17 protein-coding genes are annotated in these 17,763 nt (G+C 41.3%); 15 read left to right on the top strand and 2 right to left on the bottom strand.

The genetic code is table 11. The annotated features are described in order from the left end of the window. Nucleotides 1-23 precede the first annotated feature (23 nt). Nucleotides 24-632, top strand: a complete 609-nt coding sequence (locus tag ACIFO6_RS05610) for a pentapeptide repeat-containing protein (protein ID WP_430038883.1) — start codon at nucleotides 24-26, stop codon at nucleotides 630-632. Nucleotides 633-772: 140 nt separating this feature from the next. Here the strand turns inward: ACIFO6_RS05610 and ACIFO6_RS05605 are convergent, their stop codons facing one another. Then, on the bottom strand, nucleotides 773-949 hold the full coding sequence (locus tag ACIFO6_RS05605) for a Spo0E family sporulation regulatory protein-aspartic acid phosphatase (RefSeq protein ID WP_430038881.1): 177 nt from the start codon (nucleotides 947-949) through the stop codon (nucleotides 773-775). A 208-nt stretch (nucleotides 950-1,157) separates the two neighbouring features. Between ACIFO6_RS05605 and ACIFO6_RS05600 the strand changes: the two genes are divergently transcribed. After that, the gene (locus ACIFO6_RS05600) at nucleotides 1,158-2,114 is read left to right on the top strand and encodes a nucleoside hydrolase (RefSeq protein WP_283653720.1); all 957 of its coding nucleotides are present in this window, start codon (nucleotides 1,158-1,160) and stop codon (nucleotides 2,112-2,114) included. A gap of 24 nt (nucleotides 2,115-2,138) precedes the next feature. Here the strand turns inward: ACIFO6_RS05600 and ACIFO6_RS05595 are convergent, their stop codons facing one another. Then, nucleotides 2,139-2,390, bottom strand: coding sequence for a hypothetical protein (locus ACIFO6_RS05595; RefSeq protein ID WP_430038879.1), 252 nt, complete (start codon nucleotides 2,388-2,390; stop codon nucleotides 2,139-2,141). A 272-nt stretch (nucleotides 2,391-2,662) separates the two neighbouring features. Here ACIFO6_RS05595 and ACIFO6_RS05590 point away from each other — a divergent pair, with 272 nt between their 5' ends. The 13 genes from ACIFO6_RS05590 to ACIFO6_RS05530 all read left to right on the top strand — a co-directional run bounded on the left by ACIFO6_RS05590 (nucleotide 2,663) and on the right by ACIFO6_RS05530 (nucleotide 17,725). Next, nucleotides 2,663-3,268, top strand: coding sequence for a hypothetical protein (locus ACIFO6_RS05590; RefSeq protein ID WP_430038877.1), 606 nt, complete (start codon nucleotides 2,663-2,665; stop codon nucleotides 3,266-3,268). After that, on the top strand, nucleotides 3,252-3,770 hold the full coding sequence (locus ACIFO6_RS05585; RefSeq protein WP_430038875.1) for a hypothetical protein: 519 nt from the start codon (nucleotides 3,252-3,254) through the stop codon (nucleotides 3,768-3,770). The genes ACIFO6_RS05590 and ACIFO6_RS05585 overlap by 17 nt, the downstream gene beginning before the upstream one ends. Next, nucleotides 3,767-4,144: a DUF4280 domain-containing protein gene (locus ACIFO6_RS05580; protein ID WP_430038873.1), complete on the top strand. Its 378-nt coding sequence runs from the start codon at nucleotides 3,767-3,769 to the stop codon at nucleotides 4,142-4,144. The genes ACIFO6_RS05585 and ACIFO6_RS05580 overlap by 4 nt, the downstream gene beginning before the upstream one ends. Before the next feature lie 52 nt (nucleotides 4,145-4,196). Then, nucleotides 4,197-6,944 carry an NlpC/P60 family protein gene (locus tag ACIFO6_RS05575; RefSeq protein WP_430038871.1) on the top strand — a complete coding sequence of 916 codons (2,748 nt, stop codon included), beginning with the start codon at nucleotides 4,197-4,199 and terminating at the stop codon, nucleotides 6,942-6,944. 89 nt (nucleotides 6,945-7,033) lie between these two features. Next, on the top strand, nucleotides 7,034-8,497 hold the full coding sequence (locus tag ACIFO6_RS05570; protein ID WP_430038869.1) for an NADase-type glycan-binding domain-containing protein: 1,464 nt from the start codon (nucleotides 7,034-7,036) through the stop codon (nucleotides 8,495-8,497). Beyond that, nucleotides 8,497-9,936, top strand: coding sequence for an NADase-type glycan-binding domain-containing protein (locus tag ACIFO6_RS05565; protein WP_430038867.1), 1,440 nt, complete (start codon nucleotides 8,497-8,499; stop codon nucleotides 9,934-9,936). Before ACIFO6_RS05570 ends, ACIFO6_RS05565 begins: the two co-directional genes overlap by 1 nt. A gap of 25 nt (nucleotides 9,937-9,961) precedes the next feature. After that, on the top strand, nucleotides 9,962-11,152 hold the full coding sequence (locus ACIFO6_RS05560; protein ID WP_430038865.1) for a hypothetical protein: 1,191 nt from the start codon (nucleotides 9,962-9,964) through the stop codon (nucleotides 11,150-11,152). A gap of 26 nt (nucleotides 11,153-11,178) precedes the next feature. After that, a complete protein-coding gene (locus ACIFO6_RS05555; protein ID WP_430038863.1) occupies nucleotides 11,179-12,372 on the top strand; it encodes a hypothetical protein in 1,194 nt (397 codons plus the stop codon). Next, nucleotides 12,369-13,511 (top strand): hypothetical protein, encoded by a 1,143-nt coding sequence (locus tag ACIFO6_RS05550; RefSeq protein WP_430038861.1) that lies wholly within the window; start codon nucleotides 12,369-12,371, stop codon nucleotides 13,509-13,511. Before ACIFO6_RS05555 ends, ACIFO6_RS05550 begins: the two co-directional genes overlap by 4 nt. A gap of 17 nt (nucleotides 13,512-13,528) precedes the next feature. Beyond that, a complete protein-coding gene (locus ACIFO6_RS05545) occupies nucleotides 13,529-15,556 on the top strand; it encodes a DUF4163 domain-containing protein (RefSeq protein ID WP_430038859.1) in 2,028 nt (675 codons plus the stop codon). A 20-nt stretch (nucleotides 15,557-15,576) separates the two neighbouring features. Continuing rightward, entirely contained in the window at nucleotides 15,577-16,971 is a 1,395-nt protein-coding gene (locus tag ACIFO6_RS05540; RefSeq protein ID WP_430038857.1) for a hypothetical protein, read from the top strand. A gap of 29 nt (nucleotides 16,972-17,000) precedes the next feature. After that, entirely contained in the window at nucleotides 17,001-17,147 is a 147-nt protein-coding gene (locus tag ACIFO6_RS05535; protein WP_430038856.1) for a hypothetical protein, read from the top strand. 233 nt (nucleotides 17,148-17,380) lie between these two features. After that, a complete protein-coding gene (locus tag ACIFO6_RS05530; protein WP_014278613.1) occupies nucleotides 17,381-17,725 on the top strand; it encodes a hypothetical protein in 345 nt (114 codons plus the stop codon). Nucleotides 17,726-17,763: the final 38 nt, after the last annotated feature.

The following is a 17,763-nucleotide window of genomic DNA, read 5'->3' as shown; positions in this document are numbered from 1 at the left end:
GGGATAAAGAATAGGGGGAGAACATGTTTTTTTATACAGATGAGGTCTATGAAGCGCGTGATTTTGGTTCGATGGATGCCCGGGAAGGCGAGTGGAGAAATTGTGAGTTTATCCGCTGTCGCTTTCGGGGAGTGGAGATGAATGAATCTCTTGTTGAAGACTGTACTTTTGTGGACTGTGATTTTACCGGAGCCATCCTGAATGCCTCTCATTTCAAGGAGTCTGCCTTTACGAATTGTCTATTTACCAGTGCCAATCTGTTTGTGGCCCAGTTTGACAACTGCAAGCTGGTAGGGTCAGATTTCGCGGGGGCGAATATGGATGGTATCACGATTACAGGCGGAGACTGGTCCTATACGAACTTGCGTCATGCAGATTTAAGAAAACAGGATTTGCGAAAAATACGATTCAAGGAAGCTGATTTAACCGAATGTAATCTGGAAAAGGTAGATTTGCGGGAAGCGGATCTTACCCGAGTTAGGCTGCATCGGGCTCAGCTTAAAGGAACGGATCTGCGCGGCGCGAAGATGGATGGCGTGAATTTTAAAGATTTGGATATCACCGGAGCCAAGCTCGATCTCGAGCAGGCGGTAGCTGTGGCCCGATCCTATGGAGCGAAGGTGGAAGGGTAAAAGCACGGAGTAAACAAAAAAATCCCTGCTCCAGCGGCAGAACCTGAGGATCAGGGCCGGGAACGGACAGGGAAATGGGTGCTTTATATGTTGAACTGACCCGAGAGGGAGAGGATTGTATGATGGGGACCAAAGAGGCATTAGCTTTTCTTTTTTCTTTGCTGGGCAATGACTACATACTGATCCAGACGTTGACTTAGCTCTACAATGGAAGGGTCGGTAAAGGCTTCATGCTGTGCCTTAGTAATAAGCTCGCTGCGCAATTCTTCAATGATGGCAAGCAAACCATCCCCGGCTGCATTCAGATTGGATACCATAGGCTGCACCTTCTTCCCTGCTGCTCATTAGATTATAAAAGGTATTGCATAAAATTTGAATTATACATTAATGGTAAATATAGGTCGTTTTTTTGTTGATGTAAAGTAGTATAGCACATTTACTCTAGCGAAGCGATCAGGCATAATTAAAGATGATTGCCGATGAGAACATGCCTGTTACGCGGGGATATAAGGAAGGAAGAGACAGATGAGTCAGACAAACGTTTATTTTAATCATGATGGTGGAGTGGATGATCTGGTATCCCTGTTTATGCTGCTTCAGATGGAGCAAGTTCATTTGACTGGAGTATCGGTTATTCCAGCAGATGGTTACCTGGAGCCTGCGACGGATGCCAGCCGTAAAATTATTGATCGTTTTGGGCGAAATAAAGGGCCTGTGGAAGTCGCTAAATCTAATTCACGGGGTAAAAATCCATTTCCTGCCGCTTGGCGTTTACATTCCTTTTATGTAGATGCATTGCCTGTGCTGAATGAATCGGGACAAATGGAAGCGCCGCTTTCAGCTCTGCCGGCTCATCAGCATCTGATCGAAAAGGTACGTGGAGCCGAAGGCAAAACACTGCTCCTGTTCACTGGACCGCTGACCGATCTGGCACGCGCGCTGGATGAGGCACCGGATATTGAAGCGAAAATTGACAAGCTGGTATGGATGGGCGGTACCTTTGAAAAAGGTAATGTAGAGGAGCCTGAGCATGACGGCACAGCAGAATGGAATGTGTTCTGGGATCCGGAAGCAGCATATCGGGTATGGCAAAGCGGCATTACCATTGATCTGGTGGCACTGGAAAGCACAAGCAAAGTGCCATTAACGCCAGCCGTACGCAATCGTTGGGCTGCCGAGCGCCGCTATGAGGGCGTGGATTTCCTGGGCAACTGCTACGCAGGCTGTCCGCCGCTCGTCTATAGCGAGACGAACTCGACCTACTACCTGTGGGATGTGCTGACCACCGCTTCGGTGGGACGTCCGGATATTGTGAAGAAAAAGACGGTACATTGCAGCGTCATCGCAGACGGCCCAAGTCAGGGCAGAACCGTGGAACAGGCGGAAGGCCGCCCTGTTAATCTGGTATATGATACAGATCCAGAAGCCTTTTTTACGTACATGGCGGATTTGGCCAAGCTGGCTGCTCCCAAGCGTTATTAGGCTCAGCCCTGCACATACGTAAGTTTAGAGTGACATTACTTCCTGATAGCAAACATCCATGACATGAAAACCTGTGACGATATCCGTCACGGGTTTTTGTGCCCTTTTAGGCCATGCATGAGTAGAATCCAGCCTCTGCTTTAAGCAAATGCCTGAATGATCATACAATTGGGTGGCAGCAGAGAGAGTGATTTCCCCTGCGTTTGTAAACTTCACCGCATTGTCTATCAAATTGACCAGCATCCGTCGGAACTTAGCCTTGCTGGAGTCTAGCATGCATTATACATGATTATTTCATGGTAGATCGGGCTTTTCTACTTCCATTTACCTATTCGCTTGCGCAAACCTTCAATTCGTAGGTCTAGTGAGGAGGTTTTTTGAGAGGTATAGGGTATAGGAATACACATTTATGAAATTATTTAATGATTTTTTTGGTTTTTTATACATTTATTTTTAATCTCATCATATGAAAAAAGAGTAATTAAATAGGAGGATAGAACCAGTAATATCATGTAAATATTCTATATAATAGGTTCAGAGGTGGGATTATGAATAGACTGGAAGCACTAGAACACTTTCAAAAGACCTACGCAGAAGAAGTGCTGAATCAGAAATTACACCAAGTAATGTCTTTGTATGAACAAAGAAAAGAAGAGTTAATGCAATCCTTCATTCAATCCTTTCAGCGGATTTGCTTGCAAGCCAATCATCTAGATACGGAAAAAGCAAAGATCGGATACATTACCTATTCAATGAGGCGCACGTATCTGATGGATCGAAACTATAACTATGTCATCGAAGCCTATGATAAAAATTGGTTCTTTGATCCGGGGCCTTGTTATGGAACCTATGATGCAGGATGGGCATTTAGCTATCTGGGAGAGATGGAGGATGAATTGAATCAGCTCCGAAAACCCTATATGAATAAGGTTATGCAGCCTGATGTCGAGCGATTTGTACTCCAGGCTGCAGGGGGATTTCATCAATATATTTTGAAATTAGCTAAGGATGCTATTCCACAGGCTATACAACTACCGGAATTCAGGGCTTTGAGGTGTGAAGATGATTTGGAAGTAAGAGTAGGGGAGTATAAAGGAATCAGTGAGGCGGTGTATTCAGTAGCGTATGGAATATTACATGATTCAACAGGATAACCGTATTACAGAGTATATGCATTCCAAAGAGATAGATCGTAGACAGCTCTTGGAGTGGGCAGCCAGCGCGGAGGATTCCATTTTACAATTTTATGTTTCAGGTGATGCAGACTATATCGATTTTATTGAGCATCCGGTATCCATAGTTTCAGAGCAGTTAAAGGAAATATTTGATGTATACCAAGCCGGATTAAGCTGGAAGTTGGTTGTTTTTGCCGATATGCAGCGTATGCAGCAAACGAGGTATTGGCTGGCTAATCCACCTAGCCTGATGTGTTTATCACCGCTTAGTGAATATCATAGGGACGGTACACTGAGGAAAATTATTTTAGATGAATATGCAGTGGAGAATCATAAGATATTCAGGATTCAGAATGCCAATCATCATACCATTGTGGATCTTGATGTGGCTGAATGTATTTTGAAGTTCAACTTGGCAGGCTTGAAATTACAAAAGGTCGAAACACAGGGGCCATCTATACAAAGGAGAGTCCAAGAATGAGTGAGAGCTATGTAGTGGATGGAGCACAGATACAGTGTAACTATGGAAGTCATTCAGGAAGATTTAGCGTTTCAGCTAACAGAGGCGTTAGTATTGGGGATAGAGCACAGGGGAATATTCAAGATTTTCACCCACAGACTCATATCCCTTCATTCGGAATGTGCCGCAGTATGCATAATCCTGTAGTTTCTTCTGCTAACAAAGGTAATTCCGGAAAAATCATTCCGCAGCCCTGCAATCCTAGCGTTTCTATGCCTTGGTTGAATGGAAAGAAGGATGTATACGTAGATCAATCTCCGGCTCTTATGAGCTGCTCCACAAACTTATGCATGTGGTGTGGAAAAATTTCATTCACGACAGACGGACAGGAATAGCTACTGATTGTAAGAAGTGACATCACATGTTAAGACAAATGGGGGGAGTAAGATGGGACTGGCAGGAACTGTGCTGACGTATGGGAATATTAGGGTCAATGCACCGTATGATATTGTCCGGCTGCTGGACTTTGAATTGACGCAGAAGGTGAATGAGCATGGCAAAGTGTACATCACTGCTCTCATACCGGATGAGGATCATGCTAAGTATGACGGTTTAGCACATGATGAGGATGTGCTGGAGGTATATGAGACGGATGAAGATCGAGGGACGGTTAGTATTTTTAAAGGAATAGTCACCAATATTAGCATTGGATTCAAAAATGGCGTCTATCACATGTACATAGAGGCTGCCTCTTTTACATATTTGATGGATCAACAACGGAAAAACCGTTCGTTTCAAAACAGCAGCTTGACGTATTACCAATTGTTCCGCGAACTCATAGATGCTTATCCACACGGGGATTTTATTGACCTGACGGACAGCGATAAAAAGCTGGACGGCTTTTCGATTCAGTATGGGGAGAGTGATTGGGAGTTTCTAAAAAGAATGGCCTCTCATCTGCAAACTGGGCTGATTGCCGAGATTACATCACAGTTCCCGAGATTATGGTTGGGCACCTCAAAAGAACAGGTGAAAGGTGAACTGCGTGGCATTAACTTTTCCCTCCAAAAAACAAAGTCAGGTCCCCAGTATACATATGCTGAAGTGGAGGATACGAAACGTTTTGAACTTGGAGATGTCGTTGTGTTTCAACGAAAGCATTGGGTTATTGATCAGGTTCATGCAGAGATGAAGCAAGGTCTTATGACATATGACTACTTTCTCGTTCCGGAAGCAGGCATTCCAAGGGAGGTTATATATAATCAACTCATACAAGGTGCCTCCATTGAAGGGAAAGTCATTGATTTAGATGGTGAAGGAGAGTCGGTTAAACTTCATTTGTCCGTGGATGCTGTGCAGTCCAAAGCTGGGGGTTGCTGGTTTTCTTACCCCACCCTGTATACCGGTGGTGGAATCGGTTGGCACTGCATGCCCGAGCTTGGGGATCATGTCCATTTGTATTTTCCGTCCAACAAAGAGCAGGAAGCTCGCGTGGTTCAATCTCTCCGTAAGAGAGACTACAAGGGCGATGAAATCAGCAAGCCGGCAAGAAAGCTGTTCCATACCAAAACTCAAAAAGTGGCGAGATTCGATGATAAAGAAGTAGCGCTTTCCACCCAGAAAGACAAGATACTTATACGCTTAAATCCTGCTTCCGGTATTCATGTGTATAGTCATCACGATCTTACCTTTCACGCCGATACAGACTTGGTGCTGCATGGCAAAAAGGTACAGATGACCGCTACTCGCGAAATATCTCTGACGTGCAAGACCAGCTATATCCGAACTGATGGATCGCTTCATATCAAGGCCAGTAAGCTCATAAAAGATCAGGTGCCTGATGCAGAACTGAAAGCCTATAAATCGCTGATTCAAGAATTGAAGGGAAAGGGATATCCACAATGGGTGCAGGATTTGCTGCTTCAATTTAAAAAGGACTACTATAAAGCCATAGCAGCAGGGGACAAAAAGGGTGCTAAGGAAGCGGCAGCCAAGGCCAAACAATTACGTCAGCAGGTGGCAGAAATAGATCGTATGCCTGCCTGGGCCAGAGCGAAAATGCATGAATACACGTCCCAGTGGTGGGAAGCCCACGGCGCAAATGACAAGGCCAAGCAAAAGCAGATGCATCTTCTCGCGAACCAACTGCGTGACAATGTGCTAATCAACGAGCTGATTCGTGGGCATTCTGCCAGCTCCTATCTCGATGCGAACCGGTTAGAGGAGCTGTCCGGACAATACGCAGATGCGGCCCATAAGCTGACCGTTGCCGATCAAAAGGCCATTGCCAAGGAAGCCGCCGCCCTGCGGAGTAAGTATGGCGTGAACAGCCTGCTTGCCAGAGAGAATTTGAACAAGCTTGCCAAGAAGTATCCAGACAGCTTCTCGTACAAGCTGCCAACTACAGGCGATTGGGATAAGGAGCTTAACGCGGCACTGCAAGATTTTGCTAAAAAATACGGTCTGGACAATAAGGGATATGGTCGTGATGTGCTCGCAGTGTATCTGCATCAAGTAGCCAACGGCATTCTTCCATGGCCTAAGGTTAGTAAGGCTGCAACGCCGACTGTTCCAACAACGAAAACGGAACCGGGCAAGAAGACGCCGACTACTCCTGAAAAGCCAACGAAAGAAGAAACGAAGCCTGCACCATCCAACAGTTCTGCCGAGGAGAAAAGGAAAGCAATTGTAGAATTCGCTAAGAAGTTTTTAGGAAAGATTCCTTATTGTATGGATTCTAAAATTAGAACGATGAAGCTTGATCCCGACAACCCTCCTAAATATATGGACTGCTCTGATTTTAGTTCCTCGGTGTATTTAACCATATTAAATGAGCATATAGGGGGGACTACAAGAGATCAAATCCATCGGGGAACAGAGGTTGACTACAAAAGTTTACGATCCAGTGGAGATTATAAAAATTTGAAGTTAGGTGATTTAATCTTGTTTGATTGGAAAAAAAGAACGGGGAGACAACCGAATCATGTAGGCATGTATATCGGGAATGGGGAATTTATTCACGAGCATGGTAACGCAACTAAGCCTAGTGAAATGGATTCAGATAAAAAGCCTTCTCATAATGTAACGATAGATAAATTAAGCAAAGATTGGAAGGGGTCTTACGGTCGTATATATACAAACGTAATAGCAGTTAAGCGTATTATCCAAGACGATGGATCCATTAAAAATAAGTAGGGATGAGGAAGTACAGAATCGCATAAAGGAACTGAGCCAACCCGCTTAATGAGGAAACTTTATAGAGAGTGTAAAAGAGAGGAGAAATCATGCGTTGTATAAAAGTAGTTTTAATTATTGTTTTTTCAGTGCTGATATCTGCATGTAGAGCAAGCACAGGTGGGGACAATGTTATATCTTCGCAGTCTTCCGATATACCATCACGTAATGAAGTTAAGGCAGATCAGGATGATGTAAAGGCAACTCAAAAAAAAGTAAGTTGGCTTTTGAATGGTCAAGAAGGCGTAGAAGATCGAGTTCAATTCTTAACCAATTTAGATGATCCTACTGGAGAAACTAATATTCGTATCGACGACCTAATTGACACCATGGAAACTAAGGAGGAACGTATAAAATATCGAGGCTCACAAGTATATGTCGGGAAAATAACAAGTGACGGCAGCCGTATGGCGATTATAAGAGACGTTTATGGGGAGCAACCAGAGGAGCCACTCATTATTGAGGTGTACGATCTGGACGCGGGAGAAAAAGAACGAGAGTTTAAATTACCGCCAACGGCTCAATATCCTGTGATCTCTTCTGATCTGAGTAAATATTTATATGCAATGGACGGATGTGTGTATTTATATGATGCAATAAGTAAAAGAACTACAGAATTGAAGGCTAACAAAGGCAAAGCGGATATTAATAATATTGCTCAGGGAGTGTTTTCACCTGATAACACCAAGTTATGTTTTGTGGATGATCAGACAGGGATCGTAATGCTTGATCTATCTGGTGATAGTGGTACGAAGCTTCTGCTTGCAGGCACTGATGTCTCGAGTATTATGCAATGGGATCAGGGGAACAGACTTCTTTATACCACTTATAAAAAAGATAATACTTTCATAAACGATATTTATTCACTAGATATACACACTGGAAAAGTACAGTTTATAACTAAAAATGAGGGCGATTTTATTTTATCCCCAGATCAAAAAAAATTGGTCCTGGCAGATGATGAGGTTGTAAAAATGTTCATGATTGATGTAGCTAGTGGAAAAAAAGGAGATATTTCGTCCATTGTAAATGGCGAAGGAACATGGGTAGTTCCAATACAGTGGATTGAAACAAGAACTAATTATATGAAATATAGCAACAAGGTCAAAGTGAAAAAAATTACGGCCTCTTCCACACTTCCTAATCAGAGTAACTATTCTTTTAATGTGAACAATTTAACGGACGATAATAATTTAACCCCTTGGTGTGAAGGAACGAAGGAAGGCGGAGTAGGAGAAACGGTAACTATGGATTTGGGTTCAATTCAAGAGGTCAGAGGTATGGAGATGGTTGACGATATTATACGAGTTAACAATAAGTATTTAGACGTGAATACAATCCAAAAAATGAAACTAGATTTTTCGGATGGACAATCTGTGGTGCTTGAGAACAATGACACACGCTTCAGGTTTGACGAACCCATACGAACATCTTTCGTTAAAATTACCATACTGGAAATAAAAAAAGGAGCGGACTTCCCAAATACTTGTATAGGTGAGCTGAAGTTATTGTGATGAGCAGTAGGAAACAAAAGAAAACTGCGGTGTGGATAAGTAAAATTACTTTACTCGTCATAATCTTTTCTATGCTATGCGGCTGTATACAATCGAATGAGGGCCAAAAAGTACAGGAGCGGAATGAAACTCATGCTTCTGTCTCTCAGTCCAAGAAGCTTCCCCCAACAAAAAGGGCTGTAAATTGGTTGCTTTTTGAAGCGGAAAATGGAAACATGCCCATGGAATATCTCGCTGATATGGATGATCCTACAGGCAATACCTATATTGATTTAGACGGCATTATAGATGAATTATATGCAAGTGAAGGTGAAGCGTATCCTGAATCTGAGTTGTATCTGGTTAGGTTCTCGGATGATGGCAGGCGGATCGCTTTATGTAGAGAGTCAACCGAATTGAATTATTTAATTATTAAAATCTTTGATTTGTCTACCACAAAGAAATTATATGAATTTAAGGTGCCGAATAGGGACTACGCTGTTATGTCTCCTGACTTACGCAAGTGTGTTTACACAGGGGATGCAGCCTTTTTTTATTATATGAACCAGGGGCAGGAAACTAGAGCATTAGGGCAATTAAATGATGGTCACTATCTCAATCTTCCAGTGTTTTCGCCTGACGGTAACCAATTTGCCCTTGTAGATGGTAACCATACTGTATTGATCTATGACTTGTCCAAGAATAAGCAAATTCAACAAATCAAGCTAGGGATAGAAGGAATACAGATCGAACAGTGGCTTTATAACGATCAATTGCTTCTCTCTTCTTATGATAATGATAAGACGTATATGTTCAATATACAGACAGGGGAGAAGAAGCTACTAATGAAAGCCACAGAATCTCCTGTTATAACCTTGGATAACCATAGGGTTGCTTATTTGAAATCAAAGGGTGAACTGCAACAACGAGACATCCAAACAGGTTTGACTATAAAATACTCCAACCCATTGCATAGGGTAGGTTATAATGTGTCTCCTGAGCAATGGATACAGACTGCAACGGATTTGATGAAATATCAAAAAAGCATCCCGGCACAGAAAATCGTTGCTTCTTCTACACTTCCAGATCAGGCTGGAAATTCCTATGCTGTCCGAAACATCATGGATGGAGATGCGAGTACAGCTTGGTGTGAAGGAGTTAAGGGAGACGGGATAGGGGAGTGGATCAAGATTGATTTTGGTTCTGTGCAAGAATTGAAGGGATTTGAGCTCATCAATGGCTTGGCTAAGTCATCTAATGCTTTCCAAGCAAATAATAGAGTTAAACGAATGAAACTGGAGTTTTCAAACGGGCAGACCATGATGGTAGATAATGATTTTATAAGGAACGAATTTCTTGATGCCCCCATTCACACCTCATTTGTGAAAATAACGATTGAGGCAGTAGAGAAAGGAAGCAAATATCACGATACATGCATATCGGAGATACGATTCTTCTAAGCATCCCTAACAAAGGAGAAGGCATATGAAGTGGAAAGAACCAACGTTTGGTGCAACACCTATGTTGAAAGCTTTAACAACCGCTAATGCGCATAGGAAAGCAAAGGCTTTTGATCTGGTGGCAGAACAGAAAAAACAAAAACTGAATTATCCTGACTGGGCTCAAACCTGGATGCGTAAATACAAAGAGGATTGGTATATTGCTAAAGCAAACGGCGACGAGGTCGGGATGCGTAAAGCGCAAAAGCTGGCAGAGGGACTTCGAAGCAAGCTCCGCGAAATGGCCACGTTCCCCAAGTGGGCTCAAGAGCAGATGCAAAAAGAAACAATCCGCTGGATGGCTGCTGAGACAAGCGGAAATATCAAGCAGAAGTTGGCCGCTGAGAAGGCAGGACGTGCTATACGAGAGAAGTTGGGTCTGATCGATACCACTGATAAGACACCACCAGAAGTACCGGTTACCAACGAATCGAAGGATGAACCTGCAAAAACGAACGTAAAGACTCCGACTGGAAAATGGATACCTGCTGAATTCCAGTATAACGGTAGTTCTGAAGCTGAGAAAACTTTCAAAAAGCGCTCATTAAATTTCACTAAACAAAAATGGAACCAAGAAAAGTTGCACAGTTTGTGGGAAGCTACAAAAAGCATACAAGAAACATATAATATTCAAATTGATCCACGCCTTTTGTTAGCTATTATTATTCAGGAAGGGACGGGAAGTTTTAATACGAGCAGTACAAATAGAGCAGCTGATGGTCAGCATGGTGTTGAGACTAATTATGCAAAGGATTTGGTGAAGGCGAATAATTTAATTTTCGGAAAAATATTGGGGTATATTTACTATGGGAAAGAGTTTAGGCAAGTTGTAGTTAAAAACAACAACTTGGAGGGAATTAAAGGTAAGGGTGATATATATCAATACTGCAATTGGATAACTCCGATTGTAAGAATGAATTCGAAAAGAGTAGATTATGGGCCATATGCTGGTCATGGTACATGGGGTGAAGATGTAAAATCCATTTATGACAAATTAAGCAATAAAGAGTCAGATAATTATGACTTATATCTATCAAATATTAGTAAAAGCACAGCTCAAAATATTGCTAGCTCAGAAGGCATAAAACTTCCTGCTGTTACCTTCAAGGCACTCCAAAATGCCCAAGATAGTCATGGTAATGCGAATAAAAAGTGGACGGTAACGGGCAAACGATAAGCTGAAATTCGAAAAGAGGAAAAGAAATGTACAAGCTAAGTTACTGTTATTTCATTATGTTGCTTTTTTTGGTTTTAGGAGTAACCGCATGTAGTCTTTCAGACATCAATACTTATAACAATGAGAAAACAGCTACTGCTAAAGTTAAGCAAGAAAGCACGGGCTACTATCCAGATAAAAGAACAGACAAAGCCAAAAACGTTGTATCTTCCGATCCTAAGCCCCTGCAGGAAGAGGACTTTGAAATTTCATATCGATTACACAAAATTAATAAAAAAACAGATATTAAAGAACTTATTCATAAGTGGGGTTATGGTGAGGGGTACGATAGTTCCAATAGAGGATATATTAGTGGGAACGGGACTTACAGAAGGTGGAACTTATCTTATCCTAACTATGAGGATCCAGAAATAAGATTTGTAGTCTTATCTAAGATTGAGCTTGAAGGTGAGGAACTGGTGGATGGTGAAAGCTATCTTGTAGGTGTGAGCTTGGAAAATTCCAAGCTTAAAACGAAAAGAGGATTGAAGACTGGTGATACACTTGGCAAAGTACTGCAGCTCTACGGCCAACCGAGTATCATAACAAATGGGAGTCTGCTCTACTCCAAAAACGGCTTGCATTTGAGGATTCAGTGGGATACTAAAACGGAAAAAGTAAATAATATTTTCATTGAATATAACATGGAGAAATCCATAAAACAGCAACGCAGCGCTGATTATGTAGATGAAGATGCTCAACCCGACCCTGATCTGGAACCATATACTATACAAAAAGAACAATCTTTTATTACTACTCTTAATGGATGGGGAAAAGTAAAGTTTATATCCACTTTAAAAGATGAGGATGCAAATGATCTGATACAAGCAAAGTTTTTTTTGGAAGTTAACAGCCAAAAGTATGCGGATAACAAGATTTTATACGAGTTCCCCGAATTTTATGGTAACAACGGTAGGATGATTGACAGGATTAAAGCAGTAAGCTTTAAGGATTTAAATCAGGATGGGCGTACGGATATTGTCATAATTGCAGATTATATCACAGGGATTAATGCACACGGAGTAGAAACGCTTCCTGTCGCGGGGATTTACTTTCAGAAAAAGGACAATACGTACACTACCCTACCTGAATTGGATAAGAATATCAATCAAACAGGCCACAATCGAACGCTTCAAAATATCATTCAATACGTAAGCAAACAACGTATAAACGTGGAATGAATAATGTAAGAGGGGAGTTTTTTGAAATCAACTTTATAAAACAAAATAGAATACTATTTTTAATATTGTTATTTAGCCTGCTATTGAATGGATGTTCGGAAAAACACACGAACGAGAAGCAACAGGTAGCTGAGCCCATCAAACCTAGCACTCAAGTGATAGAGCAAAAAGCTGTGACTGAACCAGACCCTGCTGCTCAAGAACAAGATCGAAATAGCAATATTGTTACTCCAATAAATAAAAGAAGTAGTGCTCGCGCTACAGATTCTGACACATTGGATCAGTTTATAAAGAAAATTCAACCCAAGGATGAGCATCTTCAAAAAATATTAAAAGAAGATTTGGACCGTGATGGAAAGCCGGAATACGTGCTTGCTTTTGGGCTGGAAAAAGAGGAAATTGACAGCATATTTGTAATCCGGGAGGATGCTGGTTATCACATCATTGATAAATTAGAGGACCCAGTTATGGTTGTGCATCTTAATAAAGATGTGAAGATCATGAAGTTGGATCAAACAGAACAAAAATTTATCGTGGTATATTCCACTAGCGAAGTGGATGATGCAAAAGGACTCTCTATATTTGCTTTGGACGATAACCAAATTAACAACGTGAATTACAATTATCCAGAAGCAACAGGGCAAGGAAGCAGGAAGCTAGAGGACATTAATAAAGATGGTGTTTTTGAGGATGTGAGTTACTACCGTTTTCAGGATACTCAACAACATACAATAATGACTTATCAGAAATTTGATAGGACTGGACCAGAAAAATCAAAAGTACTATATGAGAACAAAAATAAAAAGTTTGTATACCCCACGATTCCTAAAGATATTATTCAAAATTATTTGGAGGATCATTATCTTATGAATCGCTTCTTGATACACTTGCCTGAAATGGCGGAATTCACAGCTTTGTCAGCAAGCCCGAAAAATAATTTTGAAGATATCATAGATTTTTCCGCTATGGACTATACCGGATTAGAGCTAGATATAAAAGAGATTGCTAATGAGGGTAACCAGAAGACGTTTTTAGTAAGAAGTAATTCAGAAGAAACAAACGAAGGAATTGTGTTTACGTTAGAAAAGCAGTCAGGCAAGTGGAGGATTATGAGTATAGAGATAAACGATAAATTGTAGAGAGCGTGATATCCAGCATGAGTTACTTGAAGTACGGGCGAATTTGTTACGTGCTGTTACTACTAATTTCCTGTGTAGTACTGAACGGATGTACGAAGGGAAATGATTCTTCAAAAGCAGCAACAAATCATACGCTTTCTCTCCAAAATGAAGCCAAAATGATTTCCTATTCGAAAAGGCTGGATACGTTGCTAGAGACACTTCGTATAATCAACAATGAGAATATGGATTCTGATGTCAGACAAAAAAAGATTGCGGAGTTCACACAGGAACTTAATTTGTTATTAAACGAACCAGAAAGTGTAGAGATGAGGGATGGAGAATTAGTAGAAAATTTTGATAACAATCTTACTATCTTAACAAAATCGTTTCAGTTAAAAAGTGGGCAGCTCAACGTTAGAGTTGTGAATTATAGAGCACCCAATACGGTGACAGGTACAATCGGAGGAAAATACACATTTATTCAGTGGTGGAGTACGAAGCAGCTTGTACACGCGCAGATGATTGAGGATGGCGGGCCAGAATTGACTACAGATTTTGTGGTTCGAGATTCAGACCAAGGAATACAGTTGTTGTTAGGGGGATATGTATCCATATATCATCCATATCCCGTATTTGTTGCTTTATGGGAGTTGTCTGGGCAAAAGTGGACGCAGAAAAGAATAGCCATAAACAAGATGAAGCTTCCTGATTTGTGGTATTTGAACAAGGATATGGATGAGCCTATTATTTTCGAGAATCGACAACATGATAGCATGAGTATTGAAGTTTTAGACCACGGCGATGGTTTCTTAATAAACAGTGATGTTTCTGAACAGAACATTATCATTGAGTTCTCCAAAAGCGAAGAAGTCCGCATTGATTCTGAACATAGCATCACCTTAAATACTCATATTGAACAGCAAAGCTATGAGCTTATTCAAGCGAAATATTCGGAAAATGGGATCTTGATTAAATATCCTCAAATTACAAAACTCAAGGATGCTGTAAAGCAAAAATCTTTAAACCAGATTCTTAAGACCGAAGCTGTAAAAGGATTACATGAATATGCCGATTCTGATACTGAAGTTCATGTAGAGATTGATTATGAAATTAAACGGCAAAGTGAACGGTTCTTGAGTGTTCAATATACGGGGATTCGTTATGTGAAAGACGCAGCCTATCCTAATCATATTTTTTATACGACCAATTTGGATATGAAGCAGGCTTTAAGATTAAGATTGAGTGATCTGGTAAAGATCGAAAAACCTTTTTTAGAGCTTTTAAAAAGTAGGAAATTCACAGCTATAGAGCCAGAACAAAAAGACTTACTCGGTAATTTTACTCAAAATGAGTTAAACCAATGGTTAACAGGGGCAGACCTACTAAAAGGTTCAGCTCAGGATTCAGGATTAGATACGTTTAGTTATCTTACAAGTGATTCATTGGGAATTAGTATACCCGTGGCTCATGCAGTAGGGGATCATGCAGAGTATGAAATTCGTTTTGCGCAAATTCCAGAGGGTATCAAGCAAAATAAGGAACTATGGAGTGAGCTAAGTCCTGTTGTGGATCAGTCTGTTTCTACTGTTGGCGGTGGAAAATTGGATACCGACCAATATGAAATTGAAGAGTCGCAGTCTTTTCAAACTACTCTCGAAGGCTTTGGAAAAGTACGGTTTGTATCCACATATGGATATTCGGAAGGTCTTCGTAAATTCTTTTTCTTTCTATTAGATGATCAAGGACATATTTTATATCCATTCCCAGAGTTCTACGGGAACCATGAGTGGGTAGCGCGATATGGAGGCGTAGAAGCGGTGGCCTTCAAGGATGTAAATAAGGATGGGTTGAAGGATGTTATCATCATTGCCAATGTTGATAATGGGATTCATGGACCTGGTAGAGTTGATGAATTCCCTATGGCCAGCATTTATTTCCAGAAGAAAAATAAAACCTTTACCACGCTCCCTGCACTGGATCAGGCCATCAACGATCAGGGACATAATCAAACCCTTAAAGATGTCATTCAATACGTAGGCAAACAACGTATAGACGTAAACTAACCGACAAAAGGAGCAGAATCATGGGATATCCAATCATAAAGTATAACGGAACGGTTCTATCTCTTCAAAATCCGAAGGTTAAAGTTATGCAGAAAATGAATGAGCATGTGAAAGTCTTTTTAACGGGTGTGTTAACTGGCACTCAAATGGAAGAGTATACGGATCATATGGAGGCAGGAGCTAAGTTAGTTGTTTCTTACCTGAATGATGATCAGAAACAGATTGTGTTGTTCCGGGGATTAGTCACGCAGTTCAGAATCAAGTTGGTGTCCAATGTAGCTTATTTGGTCGCCGAGGCCCTATCCTGTACTAGCCAGCTGAATGAAGTGCCTCATAGACAATCCTTTCAAAATGTAAAAATGAAGCTGCAGGCTTTGCTTGAACATGTACTCAAATCATATCCTAAGGCTAATTGTACCAGCCGCTTAAAGGATCAGCTTTTACAGGGATTTACGATGCAATTCGACGAGACGGACTGGTCGTTTCTGAAACGTATAGCGTCTCGGCTTGGTTGGGGACTGATACCCGATCCGATAGGAGAGAACCCTCAGTTTTATTTTGGATTACCCGATGGTGTCCATAAAGGTGAGCTGAAACAGTATAACTACTCCATGACCAGAAAAACCAAACCAGGGGCAAGCAAAGACGACAATCTTTTGTATTATAAAGTGCAAACGACCGGGCCGAAAGATGTCCTGCTACAAATTGGGGCTGAGGTTAAATTCAAAGGGAAAGCTTTATACGTCTTGCAGTCGGTTGCGTTTATACGACACAATTCCTTATGGCATGAATATGTGCTAACCACCTCTGATGGAATGAAGCAGGAATTGATTGTAAACGAGAACATTCGTGGCATATCATTGAAGTCGAAAGTGATTGGAATTGAACAGGATCATGTGAAGGTATTCTTTTATGAAATGGATAAGGTTAAGCCGAACGTTAAGGAAACCTTTGCTTTTCCAACTGCTACATTTTATACATCGGAAGGGAATACGGGATGGTACTGTATGCCGGAGCTTTTTGACTTTGTAGACATCTACTTTCCGACCCATAACGAAAAAGACGCCATTGTAACCCACTCGATCCGAAAGAGATCCAAAGGCGGTGACTTTATTAAGGACCCTTCGACGAAGATATTTATGACTAAGTACCGCAAAGCTATTATATTTGAGAAAAATGAAATTTTAATCACGGGGAATGACGATGAAGTGGTGATTCGGCTGCTGGATGACCATGGAATCGAACTGCGGAGTAAAAAGGACATCCGTGTTAAGGCTGACGGCAACTTAGTATTCAATGCGGGTAACACAATACAAGTCACAGCGAAGGATGCCATCGGCTTAAAATGTAAAACAAGTCTGGTAGAAATGGATGGTAACATCAAAATGACCGGAGAAAAGATAAAGACGCAATAACTAAATCCATTGTGAGAGGATAAAAAAGTATGGCTAAAGAAACTACAGGAGCAATCGTGAATGAGAAACCGCCTACCCCAGAAGATATGATCCAAGAGTGGAAACGTAAAATAAGCAGAGGCGAATATCCTTTTATTTATGTAACTCAGCATCGTACCAAAAGTGAAGAACGGTAAAATTTATGGCTTAACGTTACTTGCCTATCCCAGGGGTTATGATATCTTAGCCGAAAAAAAGTACAAAAATATTCTAAAGCTCTACAATGCTCTACAAAGTTCGACATATTGTTCGCTTTTTCGCATCATATGTTATTACATTAGGGATTTTGTTTGCTATTTATCATATATTTATGTATAATCTATCGTGTTGAAAGGTTGATTGTACGTAATATGCTGATGAGGGTGGGTTCATGACGCTGCTCGACAGTAATGAAAGCAAGAAGCGGATGTGCCAGATTTACAACGAAATTTCAAAGGAACTGTTCGGCTTCGGGACCACGCTACTGCGGGCCACCGTTGAGAACAACATTGTTACCTTTGTGGCGAAGCACCGGCGTTCTCCACGCTCTGCGGCATTGGAAGTGGAAGCCCCCGGCTTGAAGCTGGAAGTGGATTTCCGAATGTCCATGCTGTATAAGAAGAGACTTCGCGAGAAGCTGATTGAGGATATGGGGCTCGATATTGAAGCTCTACTGCGCGACTATGATTCAGCAACGCAGTGGGCAATCACGAACATCATACTGAAGGAATCCTAATACAATTGGATATTCGGCTTTTCGCTTCGGATCTATCT

The organism is Paenibacillus sp. NRS-1781, from assembly GCF_050467745.1.
Taxonomy (GTDB): Bacteria; Bacillota; Bacilli; order Paenibacillales; family Paenibacillaceae; genus Paenibacillus; species Paenibacillus terrae_A.
Note: the sequence above shows the minus strand (reverse complement) of the source record. Positions and strands in the feature narration are given on the sequence as shown.